The following is a 16,324-nucleotide window of genomic DNA, read 5'->3' on the forward strand; positions in this document are numbered from 1 at the left end:
TCAGCCCACCCGGGTGGCCGAGACCAGGTTGTCACCGGCCACCGGGTCCGGGCCGGCCGGGTCGAAGATCGGCGGCACCGCCCGGCCGTAGGCGCGGGCCCGCTCGGCCACGGTGAACGCCGTGGCGTGCCAGCCTTGCTCGGCCAGCCACCGCCGCGGCGGCCGACCGGGGCCGCCCTGGATCAGCTGGTCGGCCGGGAACCCGATCTCCTCGTTGGTCCGCCGCACCCTCGGGTGGGCGAACAGGGCCGGGTCGATGTGCTCGACGGCCAGGCGGCTGCCGGCCGGGGAGAGCCGGCTGATCCCGGCGAGCAGCCGGTCGGCGTCGGCCGGGGTCAGGTACGGCAGCAGGCCCTCGGCCAGCCACGCCGTGGGCTGGTCGGCGTCCAGTCCGGCGGCCAGCAGCGCGGCCGGCCAGTCCGTGCGCAGGTCCACCGGGACCACCACCCGCTCGGCCACCGGGTGCGCGGCCCGTTCGGTCAGCACCCGCTCCTTGAACGCCACCAGTTCCGGCATGTCCAGCTCGAACACCCGGGTGCCGGCCGGCCAGTCCAGCCGGAACGCCCTGGTGTCCAGGCCGGCGGCCAGGATCACCGCCTGCCGGCAGCCAGCCGAGGCGGCCTCGGTGAAGAAGTCGTCGAAGAACCGGGTGCGGATCGCCACGTAGTCGCCCAGCGGCTCCAGCCCGGGCCGCGCCGCCCCGTCCGGGCCGGTCGACTCGGCCGGCCCCGCGGTGAACGGCACGTCCGGGCCGGCCGCGGCGATGAAGTGCTGGGCCAGGGCGTCGTCGAAGAGCCGGTCGGGCCGCCTGGTCTCGGCCGCCCGCGCCGAGGCCACGGCCAGTGCCGTCAAGCTCACCTGGGCCATGCTGGTGCCGCTGTCTCCTGCCGTGTCCACGATGTCTCACCTCACGCTCGGAAACCACGGGTACGCGCGGTGCAACGGCGGGGCGGGGCAGAGCATTACCGGCGGTCAGCCCGTGGGTGGCGCGCACCACACCCCGTGGTCCGCCTTGTCCGGCTTTGTCCGGACTCGACCCGGACCCTGGGGCTGGCCGCGGTCAGTCCTGCGCCACGAGGTCGCCGACCACGCCGAGCGCGCAGCGCCGCGCGTTGGCCAGCAGCGCGCCCCGCTCGGCGGCCGGCAGTGTGGGGCCGAGCACGGTGATCCCGTCGACCAGCGCGATCAGCAACCGGGCGAGCTGGGTGGCGGCCTCCCGGTCGAGCGGCCGCTCGGCCACGCAGGCGGTCAGCCGGGTGGCGATGGCCGAGGTGAGTTCCGCGTACTTGGCCTCGGCGATCGGGGCCAGCGCCGGGGTGCGCAGCAACGTCACCGTGAGCTGCAGCATGGACAGCCGCAGCCCCACCTGCTCGGCCCTGGCCGGCTCACCCAGTGCCAGCAGGTCGCCCACGCACCGCTCCAGGTCCGCGCCGGGGCCGGACAGCGTGCCGATCGCGGTCACCAGGCCGGCCGTGGTGTCGTGGATGACGGCGCTGAGGATCTCGGTCTTGGACGCGAAGTAGTAGTGCAGCAGCCCGACCCGCACCCCGGCCTCGGCCGCGATCTCCCTGGTCGTGGTCGCCTCGACACCGCAGCGGGCCAACACCGCCCTGGCGGCCACGATGATCTGGGACCGCCGCTGTTCGCCGGGTGCGCGGGACACCGGGGCACCCTATCGCCGCCGGCGGCCCGGCCGGTCGCCGTTCCGGGCCGCCGACCGGACGTTGTCAGCTCGCCTCGGCCCCGTCCCTCGGTTGCCGGGACGCCACGCCCTGCCACCACCTGCGTGGCTGACCACCCGTGCTCGCCATGCCAACCTCCCACCACTGACTTGGTCACCCGACCAAAACCGGCTGCCCAGAGTCGTAGCACCGCGCCCCGGACCTGTCCACCGGATGAACCACCGCGGGTGCCGCGATGAGTTCTCCGCCGCCGCCGGGTCGTACCCGGTAACACCGGACGCATCGGCCGAGAGGACACCGACATGCGCGAGATCGTCACCCACCTGGCCTTCGACAACCAGGCCGAGGAGGCCGTGCGGTTCTACACCTCGCTGATCCCCAACTCCCGGATCACCGGCATCACCCACTTCCGGGCCGACGAGCCGGGACCGGAGGGCACGGTCCGCACCATCCGGTTCGAGATGCTCGGCCAGAAGTTCCTCGCGGTGAACGGCGGCCCGCACTTCACCTTCACCGAGGGCGTCTCCCTGCTGGTGGCCTGCGACACCCAGGCCGAGATCGACGAGCTGTGGGAGCGGCTGCGCGCGGGCGGCACCACCCAGCCGTGCGGCTGGGTCACCGACCGCTACGGCCTGTCCTGGCAGATCACCGCGGCCGTGGAGGACGCCTACCTCTACGGGCCCGACCCCGAGGCCGCCCAGCGCGTCGTCTCGGCGATCTACCGGATGACCAAGATCGACATCGCCGAGATCGAGCGCGCCTACCGCGGCGAGTAGGCCAGCCCGCGCCGGCCGCGGGACCACACTGGGGGTGTCCCGCGGCCGGTGAGTCACTCATGTGGTGACCTGGACGCGGCTTCGGGTCAGGTAGGCGTAGCCGGCGGTGGCCAGGGCGGTCAGCGCGGTCATGGTCAGGCTCGCCACGGTGAACGCGGTGCCCAGTGAGTCCGGAGTGGACTGTCCACTGGGGACGGTGGGCGGGCTGCTGGCCACCAGGGTGGTGAGGCTGCCCAGGCCGGCCAGGGACAGGCCGGAGCCGAGGGCGAACGCGGTCTCCTGGATGGCGCCGATCTCGCCGGCGCGGTGCACCGGGGCGCTGGAGAGCAGGTCGTCCGAGGCCAGGGTCATGATCACGCCCGCGCCGAAGCCGAGCAGGATCAGCGCGGTGAGCGGGCCGGCGCCGGACGCTCCGAAGCCGGCGAACAGCGCCAGGGCCACGCCGATCGCGGCCAGCGAGGCGATCGTGGTGGCGCGCGGGCCGAGGCGGGCGGCCAGCCGGGGGGCCAGGGCGGCGCCGGCGGCGTTGGCCAGCGCCAGGGGGAGCAGGACCAGGCCGGACTGGCTGGGGGTGCGGCCCTCGGCGAGCTGGAGCTGTTGGGCCACCAGGTAGAGGTAGCCGATGTAGCTGCCGTAGCTGAGCATGATGAGCAGCGCGGCCAGGGTGAACCGCCGGTTGGTGAACAGGCGCACGTCCAGCAGGGGCTCGGCCAGTCGCCGCTGCCGGCGCACGAACACCACCACCAGGGCCAGGCCGGCCACCGCGAGCAGCGCGGTCAGGGCCAGGGGGTTGGTGGTGGCGTGGTTGGTCGCGTACACCGCACCGGCGATCGCGGCGACCGACAGCACCGAGCTGCGCACGTCCCAGGGGCGGCCGGGGCCGCTGGGCTGGCGGGCGATCAGCAGGGCGCCGGCGACCAGGGCCACCGCCACCACCGGCAGGTTGATGGCGAACACCGAGCGCCAGCCGTGGTGGTCGACCAGGACGCCGCCCAGGACCGGCCCCAGTGCCGCGCCCAGGCTGGAGCTGGCGGTCCAGATGCCCACGGCGGTGCTGCGCTGCCGTGCGTCGGGGAACGTGGCGCGCAGCAGGGCGACCGTGGCCGTGAGGATCATGGCGTGGCCCACGCCGAGCACGACCCGCGCGGCGATGGCCACCGGCCCGGACCAGGCGAGCGCGGCCAGCGCGGACGCGGCGCCGAACACGGCCATGCCGGCCAGCCACAGCCGCTTGCGGTCCACCCGGTCGGCCAGCGTGCCCGCGGTGATGATGAGCGCGGCACTGGTCAGCGGGTAGACGTCCACGACCCACAGCTGCTCGTCCACGTGCAGCGACAGGTCGGCGGTGAGGTCGGGCAGGGCCAGGTTCAGCACGGTGAAGTCGATCGCGCCCATGACCAGGCTGGCGCACAGCACGGCGAGCACGGCCCAGGGGTGGCGGACGGCGGGTGACGCGGACACCGGCCCACCGTCACCCGGCACCGGCCGCGCGGGCAAGTACGGTCTTCGTTGACCGGTACGGTCGGGGTGGATACCGATGGAGGTAGCGGGCATGGCCAGGGAACGCGTCCAGGACATGGCCGACCACTGCGCCATCGAGGTGGCGGTCAGCGTGCTCGGCGGCAAGTGGAAGCTGGTCATCGTCGAGTACCTGTTGGAGCACCCGCACCGGTTCGGCGAGCTGCACCGCCGGCTGCCCGGGATCACCCAGCGCATGCTCACCCGCCAGCTGCGCGAACTGGAGGCGGACGGCATCATCACCCGCACCGTGCACCACCAGGTGCCGCCCCGGGTCGACTACGACCTCACCGACGCCGGCCGCCGCTTCGCGCCCGCCGCCGAGCAGCTGCGGCTGTGGGGCGCGTGGTACAAGCGGCAGCTGGTCGAGCGGGACGCGGCCGAGCCCGCCACGTCCGCCGAGCCCGTCACGCCCGTGTCCTGACCGGACACCACCGGGCCGGGTCAGCGCAGCAGCAGGGCGATCTGGTCGGCGGTGGCGCGCAGGGCCGGGGCGAAGCCCGCCAGCTGCTCGGCGGTGACCAGGAACTTCACCGTGGACACGCTGATCCCGCCGATGGCGGTGCCACTGGCGTCCAGCACGGGCACGCCGATGCAGCGGATGGTGGTCTCGTTCTCCTCGTCGTCGATGGCGTAACCGCGTTCGCGCACCGCGGCCAGCTCCCGCGCCAGGTGCTCGGGTGTGGTGATGGTGGCGGGCGTGCGGCCGGGCAGGCCGGTGCTGGCCAGCACCGCGGCCAGTTCGTCGGCGGGCAGGTGGGCCAGCACGCTCTTGCCGATGGCCGTGCAGTGCAGGGGCAGCCGCATGCCCACCCGGGAGGCCATCTGGTAGGGCTGGTCGCTCTCCACCTTCTGCGTGTAGACCGCGTGGTCGCCGTTGCGCAGGGCCAGGTGCACGGTCTGGCCGACCTGGCGCTGCAACGCGGTGAGCAGCTGGTCGATGCTGGCCGCGGCGGTGCCGTCGGCGACCTCGGCGGCCAGGGCGCGCAGCCGGGGGCCGGCCGAGTAGGAGCCGGCGCCGTCGGCGACCGCGTAGCCCAGTTCGGTCAGCTCGGCCAGGATGCGGTGCACGCTCGGCTTGGTGACGCCGGCGGCGGTGGCGATGTCGGCGAGCTTGCGCGGCTCGTTGCCGGCCACCTCCTCCAGCACCCGCAGCATCTTGGTGATCGCGCTACCCCCTTCGGAGGACCTGCCCCCGCGCCTGGGTGGAGCAGTTTTCTGCGGGTCGGCCATTGACATCTCCGGGATACGCGGTGCTAACGTCCGCGCCATTCAACAACACGAGATGCCGTTTTGCAACGCTGAATGGCTTGGGCTGACCGTGACCCACCGGTGGCCGCCCGCACAGGCCATGTCGCTTCCCGCCGGAGAGGAGTAGGCATGACATCCGAGCCGACGTCACCGGTGACGTCATCGGCCGCGCCCGGCGCGGCCGGACCGCAGGGGTCCACTTCGGACGCGTCCACACCGGACTTCCTGGAGGTCCCCCGGCCGCGGGGGCTGCGCAACAACGTGCGGTGGGGCATGGTGCTGCTCTGCTCGGCCGCGTTCATGGTCAACTACATCGACCGCACCACGCTCAGCGTCGCCCTGCCGTACATGTCGGGCGACCTGCACATCAGCCCCACGGTCGAGGGCTTCCTGTTCGCCGCGTTCTTCATCGGCTACGCCCTGTGCCAGCTGCCGGCCGGCTCGCTGATCGACCGCTACGGGGTCAAGCCGCTGTTCGCCGGCGGCGCCCTCATCTGGGGCGCGGTCACCATGCTCACCGGCCTGGTGCGCGGCCCGGTGGAACTGGTCCTGGCCCGGCTCGGCCTCGGCGTCGGTGAGGCCACCGCCTACCCCGGCTCGGCCAAGGTGGTCTCCCGCTGGTTCCCGCGCCGGGAACGCGCCTTCGCCAACAGCGTGTGGGACAACGGCTCGCGGGTCGGCGCGGTCGTGTCGCTGCCGCTGGTGACCGCGCTGATCGCCTGGCAGGGCTGGCGGATCGCGTTCGTCATCGCCGGCGCGCTGGCCCTGGTGTGGACGGCCGGCTGGCTGGCCCTGTACCGGGAGCCGGACAAGCACCGCAAGCTCACCCCGGAGGAGCGCGCCTACATCGAGCAGGACCGCGCCCAGCAGCAGGCGGCGGCGTCGTCGACACCGGCGGAGAAGGTGCGCTGGCGGGACCTGTTCCGCTACCGCACGGTCTGGGCGATGATGCTCGGCTTCTTCTGCCTCAACTACGTCATCTACTTCTTCATCACCTGGTTCCCCAGCTACCTGGTCAAGGCCCGCGGCTTCGACCTGCTGCAGCTGGGCGTGTTCGGCACCATCCCCGGCATCGTGGCCATCTTCGGCAGCCTGGCCGGCGGCATCGTGTCGGACAGCCTGCTGCGCCGAGGCTGGAGCCTGAACCGGGCGCGCAAGACCTGCCTGGCCGGCGGCATGCTGTGCTCGTCGGTGATCGCGCTGGCCGTGGTGGTCGAGTCGGCCGGGCTGGCCCTGGCCCTGCTGGCCATCTGCTACGCCAGCGTCGCCTTCGCCGCCGCCAGCGTGGCCTCGCTGCCCGCGGACGTGGCGCCGCAGCCCGCGCAGGTGTCCTCGCTGGCCGGCATCCAGAACTTCGCCTCCAACATCGCCGGGTTCATCGGCCCCTCGCTGGTCGGCATCCTGCTCGACATCAGCGGCGGGTCCTACGTGGTGCCGCTGGTGCTGGCCGGCGCGGTCGCGGTGGTCGGGGCGCTCACCTACGCGGTGGGCATCCGCCGGGTGGAGCCGCTGCGGATCGGAACGGGAGTCAACGCGTGAGCACGACCGAACAGGGCAGGACCGAACAGGGCATGGCCGCGGTGCTGCACGGCGCGCGCGACCTGCGGGTGCAACCGGCCCCGGTGGACGCGCCCAGCGCCGGCCAGGTGCTGGTGGCCGTGGGCTCGGTCGGCCTGTGCGGGTCGGACCTGCACTACTACGCCGACGGCCGCAACGGCCCCAACGTGCTGCGCGCGCCCACCGTGCTCGGCCACGAGGGCCACGGCGTGATCAGCGCGGTCGGCGCGGGCGTGGACCCGGCGCGGGTGGGCCAGCGGGTGGCGATCGAGCCGGCGCGGCCGTGCGGGCGCTGCGCCACCTGCCGGTCCGGCCGCTACAACCTGTGCCCGACCGGGATCTGCTTCGGCTCGCCGCCCACCCACGGGCTGCTGCGCGGCCAGGTCGCCGTGCCCGAGGAGTTCGCCCACCCGCTGCCGGACGACCTGCCGGACGCGGTGGCCGCGCTCATCGAGCCGCTGGCCGTGGCCTGCTGGGCGGTGGAGCGGGCCCGGGTGCGGCCCGGCCACCACGTGCTGGTCACCGGCGCCGGCCCGATCGGCCTGCTGGCCGCGCAGGCGGCGCGCGCGGCCGGGGCGGCGCGGGTGCGCGTGGTGGACGTGTCCGAGCAGCGCCGGGCCGGGGCCGAGCGCGCCCTGGCCGGCACCGGCGTCGAGGTCGCCGCCGGCCCCGGCGACGGCGTGTTCGACCGGCAGTTGGAGTGCTCGGGCGCGCCGGCCGCCATCGCCGACCTGTCCGGGTTGGCCCCGGGCGCGGTGCTGGCGCTGGTCGGCACCCCGCCGGCCGAGGCGGCCACGCCACTGGGCCACCTGCAGCGCTGGGAGGTCGACGTGGTGGGCTGCTTCCGCTACGGGCCGGGCGCGTTCGCCTCGGCCATCGCGCTGGCCGCATCCGGCCGGGTGGCACTGGCCCCGCTGGTCACCGCGCGCTTCCCGCTCGCCGAGTCGGCCGCCGCCATCGAGACGGCGCTGACCGACCGCACCCAGCTCAAGATCGTTGTCGACCTGCCGACCAGGAGCACTTCGTGAAGATCGTCGACGCCAAGGTCATCGTCACCTGCCCGGGGCGCAACTACGTCACCCTGAAGATCACCACCGAGGACGGGGTGACCGGCATCGGGGACGCCACGCTCAACGGCCGCGAGCTGTCCGTGGCCGCCTACCTCACCGAGCACGTGTGCCCGCTGCTGATCGGCCGGGACGCGCACCGCATCGGGGACATCTGGCAGTACCTGTACAAGGGCGCCTACTGGCGGCGCGGCCCGGTCACCATGACCGCGATCGCCGCGGTGGACGTGGCGCTGTGGGACATCAAGGGCAAGGTGGCCGGCCTGCCCGTGTACCAGCTGCTCGGCGGGGCGGCCCGGGACGGTGTGCTGGTCTACGGGCACGCCAACGGGCAGACCATCCCCGAACTGCTCGACGACGTGGCGCGGTTCCTGGACCGGGGCTACCGCGCGGTGCGGGTGCAGGCGGCCGTGCCCGGGCTGGAGAAGACCTACGGCATCGGCGGCAACAGCGCCGGCCTGACCTACGAGCCCGCCGACGGCGAGCTGCCCAGCGAGCACGTCTGGGAGACCGGCGCCTACCTGGACTTCGTGCCCGAGGTGATGGCGGCCGTGCGGGAGCGCTTCGGTTTCGGCTTCCACCTGCTGCACGACGTGCACCACCGGCTCACCCCGATCGAGGCCGGCCGGCTGGGCAAGTCGCTGGAGCCGTACCGGATGTTCTGGATCGAGGACCCCACCCCGGCCGAGGACCAGGCCGCGTTCCGCACCATCCGCCAGCACACCACCACGCCGATCGCGGTCGGCGAGATCTTCAACTCCATCTGGGACTGCCAGTACCTGATCGAGGAGCGGCTGATCGACTACATCCGCACCTCGGTGTCGCACACCGGCGGCATCACCCACCTGCGCCGGGTGTTCGACCTGGCCGCGCTGCACGGCGTGCGCACCGGCTCGCACGGCGCCGGCGACCTGTCCCCGGTGTCCTTCGCCGCCGCCCTGCACGTGGACCTGACCGTGCCGAACTTCGGCATCCAGGAGTACATGGGCCACCTGGAGCCCTACCAGGAGGTCTTCCACACCAACTACACGTTCACCGACGGCCTGTTCCACCCCGGCGACGCGCCCGGCCTGGGCGTGGACATCGACGAGCAGGCCGCGGCCCGCTACCCGTACCAGCGCGCCTACCTGCCGGTGAACCGGCTGCGCGACGGCAGCGTGCACGACTGGTGAGCCGGCCGGCGTAGGCACGGGTGACCAGCACGGCGGTGCGACCGAGCCGTGCTGGTCACCCCGGGCCGATCATTGCCAGAAGTGACCCTCCTGTAGTGAGATCGCGTTGGAAAATCACCACCGCGATCTCGAAGGAGAGGTAACAAGTGCGTCGAAGAGGGTCGTTCGCGCTGGCCACCGCCCTGGGGGTGGCCACAGCCCTGAGCGCCGGTGGCGCGCAGGCCTCGGCTGAGCCAGCGGCCAGCCCGCTGGCCGCCAGGACCTACTACGTCGACCAGAGCGCCGGCAACGACAGCGCCGCGGGCACGTCCACCGGCACGGCGTGGAAGAGCCTGACCAAGGTCGCCAGCGCCGACCTCAAACCCGGTGACAGCGTGCTGTTCAAGCGCGGCCAGTCCTGGACCGGCCAGCTGAACCTGACCAGGTCCGGAACGGAGTCGGCCCGCATCACCGTCGGCGCCTACGGCAGCGGCGCCCGGCCGGTCATCAAGGGCCACAACGACGCCTGCGTGAACCTGGCCGGCGACTACCTCCGCGTCACCGGCCTGCAGGTGGGCGTGGCCCAGAACGCCGGCCGCTGCTCGTGGGCCGGGGTGAGCGTCACCGGCGACCACAACCAGGTGGTCGACAACCACGTCACCGGCGCGGCGGCCGGCGTGTTCATCGCGCCCGAGGCCGACTCCACCGAGGTCACCAGCAACGAACTCGTCGACAACAACCACATGAGCGTCAACGACGAGAAGCCGGACAACGACTCGGGCGCGTTCGGCATCCTGTTGCAGGGCAACAACTCCACCATCAGCTGGAACCTCATCAGCGGCTCCATCGCGCGGAGCTACGACTACGGGCTGGACGGCGCGGCCATCGAGATCTTCTACGCCTCGCACAACTACATCCACCACAACACCTCGATCGACAACGAGTCGTTCACCGAACTCGGCACCTGGTCGGACGACCCGGACGGGATCAGCACCGACAACTACTTCGAGTACAACGCGATCTACGGCGACCAGACCCGGGGCGGGCTGATCACCCGCGGCGCCGAGGACCCCAACGGCCCGGTGTTCAACACCGTGTTCCGCAACAACTCGCTGCGCCTGGGCAACGCCGAGGCCGAGGGCGTGGTCTGCTACGCCGGGTGCACCAACGAGCACCTGAGCATGTCGCAGAACATCGTGTACGCGGCCGGCAAGGTCGGCTACGCCGACGACACCTTCACCGCCTCCGACCACAACGTCTTCTCCGGCGGCCAGGTCCAGTTCAGGACCGGCACCGGTGACACGGTGGCCGACCCCAGGTACGTCTCCGCCACCGACCTGCACCTGCAGGCCGGCAGCCCGGCGATCAACCGGGGCGTCAGGCAGTACTGGGCCACCGACCTGGACGACAAGCCGACCGGCGTGGGCGGCGCCGTGGACGCCGGCGCCTACGAACGCCAGTAGCCCCGAGTTCTTCCCGGTGGGGCGGCCGACACGACCGGGCGCCCCACCCACCCCCGACGGGCAGTGCGGCGGGGCACACCGCGCCGGCTTGACCCTCACGACGCGTGCGGCCGGAGGGTGGGGTGCGTGCGCGACCACCACGAGGCGTCCGAGATCAGCCCGGTGCCCGCGCCCGGCCCGGACGCGGTTCCGGCCGAGCTGTTCCGCGGCATCCACGCGATGCCCCCGGCCGGCCAGCAGGCCCGCGACGTCGCGGCCGTCGGGATCGCGCCCCCGAACTCCGGCCGCGGCGACAATGGGGACCATGCTTGACTGCACTGACGCCGATGGCCTGACCGTCGGTCAGGTCTCGGCGCGGCTGGGCGTGACGGTCCGCGCGTTGCACCACTGGGACGAGATCGGGCTGGCGCGACCGTCGCTGCGCACGGCTGCCGGGTACCGGCTCTACACCGCTGGTGATCTGGAACGCCTGCACCGCGTCGTCGTCTACCGCGAGCTGGGTCTCGCCCTGGACCGGATCCAGTCCATCCTGGACGAGTCGACCGCGGACGTGCTCGGCGCGTTGCGCGCGCAGCGCACCCAGGTCGCCGAACGGCTCGAACGCCTCCAGCAGCTCGGCGCCGGACTGGACCGGATGATCGACGCCCACGAGCGCGGCCTGCTGCTGAGCGCCGAGCAGCAGGCCGCGATCTTCGGTCCACAGTGGAACCCGGACCGGCACGCCCAGGCCAGGCAGCGCTACGGCGGCACGACGCAGTGGCAGCAGTACGCCGAACGCTCGGCCGCGCGCGGCCCGGAGGAGTGGCAGGCCGTCGCCGACGCCGTGGCCGACCTGGAGCGCGCCCTGGCGGACGCGGTGGACGCCGGCGTCACCCCCGGTAGCCCGGAGGCCAACCAACTCGTCGAGCGGCACCGCGAGGTCTTCGCGTCGTACTTTCCCCTCAGCAGGCAGATGCAGGTCTGCCTCGGCCGCACGTTCGAGGCCGATCCGGGATTCGCCGCCCACTACGACGGCATCCGCGCCGGCCTCGCCACGTGGCTCCGGCAGAGCATCGACGCCAGTGCCCGTGCCCACGGCATCGACCCGGACACCGCGACCTGGCAGTAGCGCCGGGCGATCACGGCTGGGCCAGCGGCACGGCGATCTCCACGCCCACGGGCTGGCCGTCCTCCAGCAGGCCGATCTGGCGCAGCCGGGACAGGTCGAGGTCCACCCCGCGCTCGTCGGCGGTGGCGAGCAGGGCGAGCACCGCGGGGTGCACCGCGCCCGGCACGGTGGGGATCGGCTGGTCGTGGCGCCAGCGCACGGCCAGCTCGGGGCCGGCCGGCAGCTGCCCCACCACCACCCTCCAGCCCGGCACCGACCAGTCCGCCGGCAGCGGGCGGGCGACCGGCCAGCAGCACAGCAGCTCGACGGCGTCCTCCCCGGCGCCCGCGTCCGAGTCCGCGGCCCGCATCGACGACCAGAACGGCCCGACCGGCGGGTTGCCCTCGGCCGTCAGCGCCTGCCACAGCACGGCGAACGCCTGGTTGGCGCGGTCGGTGTCCGGGTCATCGCTGTGCGTGCCGGCGCTGCCAGCGCTGTCGGTACCAGCGCCGTCACTGCCGGTGCTGTCGGTGTCCAGCACCGGCAGCACCACACCCGCCCACGGCCGCGCCTCGGTCCGCCGCTCGACGACCGGCCAGCCGGACCGCCACCGCTCCGCCGCGAACAGCGCCTCGGCCGCGGCCAGTGCCGCGTCCTGGCGTTCCCGCTGGGCGGCGAGCCGGGCGCGGTGCGCGGCGAGCAGGGCGCCCGCCCGGTGCTCGTCGGCCAGTGCCGCCGCCGCGTCGGCCAGGCTGACGTCGGCGTCGCGCAGCGCCTTGAGCCGGACGCCGTCGACCAGCTGGGCGCCGCTGTAGCGGCGGTAGCGCGACCACGTGTCGACCTCGGCCGGGGTCAGCACCCCCTGGTCGGCGTACAGCCGCAGCGCCTTCACGCTCAGTCCGGTCAGCTGCGCGAACTCCCCGATGCTCATCACGCGGTCCAGTGTGGGCACTCCCCCAGGGGGAGAGTCCAGTCGGCCGCCCTGGGCTGTCCGGTGTGGACGGTGGCGGCCGGTCAGCCGCCGACGACATCAGCGTGGTGGTGTGGATCCCGGTGCTCACCATCCTGGTCACCCTGCTGTTCGCCTTCGCCGCCGCCGGCAGCCTCGGTGAACTGGGGCTGGTGGACCAGCTCACCGCCGTCATGGGCGGACTGGACGCGCCGCCGTGGCTGGTCGCGGTCATCGTGGGGCTGCCGCTGGTCGTCATCGCCGCGCCGCTGACCGGGACGGCCACCATCGCCGCGGTCGGCGGGGTCGCGTTCAGCGCGCTCACCGCGGCCGGCGCGCCCCCGGCCCCCGGCCGCCACCGCCACCGCCACCGCCACCGCGAGCATGATCTTCGCCTCGACCGAGGGCGCGTCCCCGCCCGGCACGGCGCCGATCTACCTCGCCAGCGGCATCGCCGGGGTCGACCCGGCACGCACCGTCGTCCGGCTGATCCTCTGGTTCGTGGCGCCCATCCTGGTCATCGGGGTGCTGGTGGCCACCGGGCTGCTGCCGCTGTTCGTCTGATGTGGACACTGATGGAACGGAACGCCGTGCGCACCGAGTCCTACCTGTTCCGCTGGGACACCAGCGGCGGTGACTGACCGGCCAGCGGACCCGGTGACCGGACGCGCCGGGCGGACCCGGCGCGCCCCACCGCGGTTCAGCCCAGCGAGTCCAGGGCCAGCGGGGCGCTGTCCCGCCACTGGGCCACCACGGGTTCGAGCATCGGCCCCAGCTCCGGCATCAACGGGACCAGGGCCAGGGCACCGGTCGCCTGCAGGCGGCGCGCCCCGTCCATCACCCGCAGCAGCACCGGGTCCACCCGCCTGCCGCCGGCCCGCTCGTAGGCGGCCACGGCCGCGGCGCTGTCCACGCCGACGATCAGGTCCCACTCCACCGGGCCCCGGGTGGTGTCCTCGAAGTCGCTGAACAGGTGGCCGGTCGCGGTGCGCAGCACGTTGTAGGCGGGCGCGTCACCGTGCAGTGCCTGCACACGGGCGTCGGGGAAGTACCGGGGCAGGTCGGCCAGCAGCGTCTCCAGCACCGCGTGCTCCTGCTGGGCGCGGTCCAGGTCCGCGGTGCTCAGCGGGGAGTGCGGCTGCCGGGTCAGCTCGGCCAGCGACCGGCCCAGCTCCGGCCCGACCGGGGACAGCACGGGCAGCTCACCGGGGTAGTCGGCGAGCAGGTCGTGCAGGTGCGCCACCCACCCGGTCTGCTCGACGAAGCGGTCCATGACCCGCGCCATGTCGCCGGCGGCGACCAGCTCGGACATGGGCTCGGTCTCGCTGACGAACTCCCAGAACGTCAGCGACTTCCCCTCGATCGCCACGGGCTGGTCCGGCACCAGCGGACTCGGCCGGACAACCGGCGCGCCCCGGTCGGCCAGCCAGCCGGTGACGGCCAGCTCACGGCGTTGCTTGGCGGCCTGCTCCTCGACCGAGGCCAGGCTCAGCGATGGCACCCGCACCACCACCGGGTCGGGCGCGAGGTGCACGAGCACGTTGAACACGTCGTGCAGCACGCGCGGCTCGGTCGCCCGCAGCCCCACCTGGCGGCCGGCCTCGGTGGCCAGGCGCACGGCGTGCGCGGCGCGGTCACTGACGGTGTTGTCGGAAGGGTCCGGATTGGTCACCGGCGGGATCCTGCCGCACCCACCCCCTGCGGGCGAAAAGAATTCATCTGGCTCACACCGGGCGTTCGCCCGGGCACCCCGCGTCGCCGCGGATCCCGCGCGGCCGTGCGCGCCGCACCGCGACCGCGGCGTCACCGCACGTGATGTCGATCTCGTCGCGCCACCCGACCCGACCCGCACGCCCGCCACGTGGGGGGATGTCCGCGCGCACGGGTGGGGCGGGCGCGGTGCGGTCGGATTGCGGCGCATAGGGTTCGGGGCATGAGCACACACTTTGACGTCGTGGTCCTGGGCGCGGGTCCGGGTGGGTACGTCGCCGCGATCCGGTCGGCGCAGCTCGGGCTGAAGACGGCGATCGTCGAGGAGAAGTACTGGGGCGGGGTCTGCCTGAACGTCGGCTGCATCCCGTCCAAGGCGCTGCTGCGCAACGCCGAACTCGCCCACCTGTTCACCAGCGAGGCGAAGACCTTCGGCATCACCGTCAACGGCCAGGTCAGCTTCGACTACGGCGCCGCGTTCGCCCGCAGCCGCAAGGTCGCCGACGGCCGGGTCAAGGGCGTGCACTTCCTCATGAAGAAGAACGCCATCACCCAGTTCGAGGGGCGCGGCAGCTTCACCGACGCCAACACCCTGGTGGTGACCAAGGCGGACGGCACCACCGAGACCGTCACGTTCAACCACTGCATCATCGCGGCCGGTGCCCAGCCGAGGCTGCTGCCCGGCACCGCGAAGAGCGAGCGGGTCGTCACCTACGAGGAGCAGATCCTCAGCGACCAGCTGCCGGAGAGCATCGTCATCGCGGGCGCCGGCGCCATCGGCGTGGAGTTCGCCTACGTGCTGCGCAACTACGGCGTCAAGGTGACGATCGTGGAGTTCCTCGACCGGATGGTGCCGCTGGAGGACGAGGAGGTGTCCGCCGAGCTGGCCAAGCGCTACAAGCGGCTGGGCATCGACGTGCTCACCTCCACCCGGGTGGAGTCCATCGACGACTCCGGCCCGAAGGTGCGCGTCACCGTGTCCAAGGACGGCCAGCAGCAGGTGCTGGAGGCCGACAAGGTGCTCCAGGCGATCGGGTTCCAGCCGCAGGTCACGGGCTACGGGCTGGAGAACACCGGGGTGGCGCTGACCGAGCGGGGCGCCATCGACGTGGACGGCCGGTGCCGCACCAGCGTGCCGCACATCTTCGCCATCGGTGACGTCACCGCCAAGCTCATGCTCGCGCACGCCGCCGAGTCGATGGGCATCGTGGCGGCCGAGACGATCGCCGGCGCGGAGACCATGGAGCTGGACTACCGGATGATCCCGCGGGCCACCTACTGCCAGCCGCAGGTCGCCAGCTTCGGCTGGACCGAGGCGCAGGCGCGGGCCGAGGGCTTCGACGTGAAGGTGGCCAAGTTCCCGTTCACCGCCAACGGCAAGGCGCACGGCCTCGGTGACTCCGCGGGCTTCGTGAAGATCCTCAGCGACGCCAAGTACGGCGAGCTGCTGGGTGCCCACCTGATCGGCCCGGACGTCACCGAGCTGCTGCCCGAGCTGACCCTGGCCCAGCAGTGGGACCTGACCGTGCACGAGGTGGCGCGCAACGTGCACGCCCACCCCACCCTCGGCGAGGCCGTCAAGGAGGCCATCCACGGCCTGGCCGGCCACATGATCAACTTCTGAGTCGCCGACCGGACCCGGTCACCGTTGCGCCGCCGGGGGCGCGGTGGACAGCGCGGGGTTTCCCGCCCGCTCCACCGACCGCCCCCGGCGCGGACCGGCTCGGCATCACCAGGCCGGCCGCACTCGGCTGGCCGGATCTTTCCTGGACTGGTTCTCACCGGGCCGGATCTTTCTGGGCCGGATCTCACCGGGCCGGATCTTTCTGGACTGGTTCTTGCCGGGCCGGATCTCACCGGGCCGGCGCGACGCCGTTCCGCCCGAGCCGGCGGACGGCCCGGCGGTGCCCGGTGGCCACCGGCGCCGGCGCCGACGCGGGCTCGGGGTCGCGGGCGGCCAGGTCGTGGCGGACGCGCTCCAGGTCCCGGTCGACCACCTGCGCGCTGCCCACCAACCGGTGGCCCAGGTCGGGGTGTTGGCGGTGGCTGCGGGCCAGCGCGTAGCCGACGAGTGCCACCAGCGGGATGAGGATCAGTGCGGACGTCATGGCAT

General features: G+C 73.2%; 18 protein-coding genes. 10 read left to right on the top strand and 8 right to left on the bottom strand.

Annotation, left to right across the window (positions count from 1 at the left end; translation table 11 throughout):
• Nucleotides 1–897 carry an SAM-dependent methyltransferase gene (locus tag LX83_RS09450; protein ID WP_253769457.1) on the bottom strand — a complete coding sequence of 299 codons (897 nt, stop codon included), beginning with the start codon at nt 895–897 and terminating at the stop codon, nt 1–3.
• A 163-nt stretch (nt 898–1,060) separates the two neighbouring features.
• A complete protein-coding gene (locus tag LX83_RS09455) occupies nt 1,061–1,663 on the bottom strand; it encodes a TetR/AcrR family transcriptional regulator (RefSeq protein WP_253769459.1) in 603 nt (200 codons plus the stop codon).
• Nucleotides 1,664–1,984: 321 nt separating this feature from the next.
• Between LX83_RS09455 and LX83_RS09460 the strand changes: the two genes are divergently transcribed.
• Entirely contained in the window at nt 1,985–2,458 is a 474-nt protein-coding gene (locus LX83_RS09460) for a VOC family protein (RefSeq protein WP_253769461.1), read from the top strand.
• 57 nt (nt 2,459–2,515) lie between these two features.
• Here LX83_RS09460 and LX83_RS09465 read toward each other — a convergent pair whose 3' ends face one another.
• A complete protein-coding gene (locus LX83_RS09465; protein WP_253769463.1) occupies nt 2,516–3,919 on the bottom strand; it encodes an MFS transporter in 1,404 nt (467 codons plus the stop codon).
• Between the two features lie 76 nt (nt 3,920–3,995).
• On the opposite strand from LX83_RS09465, the gene LX83_RS09470 reads away from it, so the two are divergent.
• Nucleotides 3,996–4,400 carry a winged helix-turn-helix transcriptional regulator gene (locus LX83_RS09470; RefSeq protein ID WP_253769465.1) on the top strand — a complete coding sequence of 135 codons (405 nt, stop codon included), beginning with the start codon at nt 3,996–3,998 and terminating at the stop codon, nt 4,398–4,400.
• Nucleotides 4,401–4,420: 20 nt separating this feature from the next.
• Here LX83_RS09470 and LX83_RS09475 read toward each other — a convergent pair whose 3' ends face one another.
• Nucleotides 4,421–5,134: an IclR family transcriptional regulator gene (locus tag LX83_RS09475; protein ID WP_253769467.1), complete on the bottom strand. Its 714-nt coding sequence runs from the start codon at nt 5,132–5,134 to the stop codon at nt 4,421–4,423.
• Nucleotides 5,135–5,356: 222 nt separating this feature from the next.
• Between LX83_RS09475 and LX83_RS09480 the strand changes: the two genes are divergently transcribed.
• The 6 genes from LX83_RS09480 (at nt 5,357) to LX83_RS09505 (ending at nt 11,573) form a co-directional block, all read left to right on the top strand.
• Nucleotides 5,357–6,766 (top strand): MFS transporter, encoded by a 1,410-nt coding sequence (locus LX83_RS09480; protein WP_253769469.1) that lies wholly within the window; start codon nt 5,357–5,359, stop codon nt 6,764–6,766.
• Nucleotides 6,763–7,812 (top strand): alcohol dehydrogenase catalytic domain-containing protein, encoded by a 1,050-nt coding sequence (locus LX83_RS09485; protein WP_253769471.1) that lies wholly within the window; start codon nt 6,763–6,765, stop codon nt 7,810–7,812. The genes LX83_RS09480 and LX83_RS09485 overlap by 4 nt, the downstream gene beginning before the upstream one ends.
• Complete coding sequence (manD, locus tag LX83_RS09490) at nt 7,809–9,023, top strand: D-mannonate dehydratase ManD (RefSeq protein WP_253769473.1); 1,215 nt, start codon at nt 7,809–7,811, stop codon at nt 9,021–9,023. The genes LX83_RS09485 and manD overlap by 4 nt, the downstream gene beginning before the upstream one ends.
• A 146-nt stretch (nt 9,024–9,169) precedes the next feature.
• On the top strand, nt 9,170–10,465 hold the full coding sequence (locus LX83_RS09495; RefSeq protein WP_253769475.1) for a choice-of-anchor Q domain-containing protein: 1,296 nt from the start codon (nt 9,170–9,172) through the stop codon (nt 10,463–10,465).
• A gap of 126 nt (nt 10,466–10,591) precedes the next feature.
• Nucleotides 10,592–10,777 (top strand): hypothetical protein, encoded by a 186-nt coding sequence (locus LX83_RS09500; RefSeq protein ID WP_253769483.1) that lies wholly within the window; start codon nt 10,592–10,594, stop codon nt 10,775–10,777.
• Nucleotides 10,770–11,573 carry a MerR family transcriptional regulator gene (locus LX83_RS09505; protein WP_253769485.1) on the top strand — a complete coding sequence of 268 codons (804 nt, stop codon included), beginning with the start codon at nt 10,770–10,772 and terminating at the stop codon, nt 11,571–11,573. Before LX83_RS09500 ends, LX83_RS09505 begins: the two co-directional genes overlap by 8 nt.
• Before the next feature lie 10 nt (nt 11,574–11,583).
• On the opposite strand, the gene LX83_RS09510 is transcribed toward LX83_RS09505, so the two are convergent.
• A complete protein-coding gene (locus tag LX83_RS09510; protein ID WP_253769487.1) occupies nt 11,584–12,483 on the bottom strand; it encodes a MerR family DNA-binding transcriptional regulator in 900 nt (299 codons plus the stop codon).
• A gap of 83 nt (nt 12,484–12,566) precedes the next feature.
• Nucleotides 12,567–12,887 (bottom strand): hypothetical protein, encoded by a 321-nt coding sequence (locus LX83_RS09515; protein ID WP_253769489.1) that lies wholly within the window; start codon nt 12,885–12,887, stop codon nt 12,567–12,569.
• On the opposite strand from LX83_RS09515, the gene LX83_RS09520 reads away from it, so the two are divergent.
• Entirely contained in the window at nt 12,886–13,065 is a 180-nt protein-coding gene (locus tag LX83_RS09520) for a hypothetical protein (RefSeq protein WP_253769491.1), read from the top strand. The genes LX83_RS09515 and LX83_RS09520 overlap by 2 nt on opposite strands.
• Nucleotides 13,066–13,201: 136 nt before the next feature.
• Here the strand turns inward: LX83_RS09520 and LX83_RS09525 are convergent, their stop codons facing one another.
• Complete coding sequence (locus LX83_RS09525; RefSeq protein WP_253769493.1) at nt 13,202–14,173, bottom strand: aminoglycoside phosphotransferase family protein; 972 nt, start codon at nt 14,171–14,173, stop codon at nt 13,202–13,204.
• Nucleotides 14,174–14,434: 261 nt separating this feature from the next.
• On the opposite strand from LX83_RS09525, the gene lpdA reads away from it, so the two are divergent.
• Nucleotides 14,435–15,835: a dihydrolipoyl dehydrogenase gene (lpdA, locus tag LX83_RS09530; protein ID WP_253769495.1), complete on the top strand. Its 1,401-nt coding sequence runs from the start codon at nt 14,435–14,437 to the stop codon at nt 15,833–15,835.
• 229 nt (nt 15,836–16,064) lie between these two features.
• Here the strand turns inward: lpdA and LX83_RS09535 are convergent, their stop codons facing one another.
• Nucleotides 16,065–16,319, bottom strand: a complete 255-nt coding sequence (locus LX83_RS09535; protein ID WP_253769497.1) for a hypothetical protein — start codon at nt 16,317–16,319, stop codon at nt 16,065–16,067.
• Nucleotides 16,320–16,324 lie beyond the last annotated feature (5 nt).

The organism is Goodfellowiella coeruleoviolacea (genome assembly GCF_024171785.1).
Classification (GTDB): Bacteria; Actinomycetota; Actinomycetes; order Mycobacteriales; family Pseudonocardiaceae; genus Goodfellowiella; species Goodfellowiella coeruleoviolacea.

Coding starts and splice junctions, on each gene's coding strand:
- LX83_RS09460 (WP_253769461.1), top strand. CDS start 1,985: ATGCGCGAGATCGTCACCCACCTGGCCTTCGACAACCAGGCCGAGGAG.
- LX83_RS09470 (WP_253769465.1), top strand. CDS start 3,996: ATGGAGGTAGCGGGCATGGCCAGGGAACGCGTCCAGGACATGGCCGAC.
- LX83_RS09475 (WP_253769467.1), bottom strand. CDS start 5,134: ATGCTGCGGGTGCTGGAGGAGGTGGCCGGCAACGAGCCGCGCAAGCTC.
- LX83_RS09480 (WP_253769469.1), top strand. CDS start 5,357: ATGACATCCGAGCCGACGTCACCGGTGACGTCATCGGCCGCGCCCGGC.
- LX83_RS09505 (WP_253769485.1), top strand. CDS start 10,770: ATGCTTGACTGCACTGACGCCGATGGCCTGACCGTCGGTCAGGTCTCG.
- LX83_RS09510 (WP_253769487.1), bottom strand. CDS start 12,483: ATGAGCATCGGGGAGTTCGCGCAGCTGACCGGACTGAGCGTGAAGGCG.
- LX83_RS09520 (WP_253769491.1), top strand. CDS start 12,886: ATGATCTTCGCCTCGACCGAGGGCGCGTCCCCGCCCGGCACGGCGCCG.
- LX83_RS09515 (WP_253769489.1), bottom strand. CDS start 12,887: ATGCTCGCGGTGGCGGTGGCGGTGGCGGTGGCGGCCGGGGGCCGGGGG.
- lpdA (WP_253769495.1), top strand. CDS start 14,435: ATGAGCACACACTTTGACGTCGTGGTCCTGGGCGCGGGTCCGGGTGGG.
- LX83_RS09535 (WP_253769497.1), bottom strand. CDS start 16,319: ATGACGTCCGCACTGATCCTCATCCCGCTGGTGGCACTCGTCGGCTAC.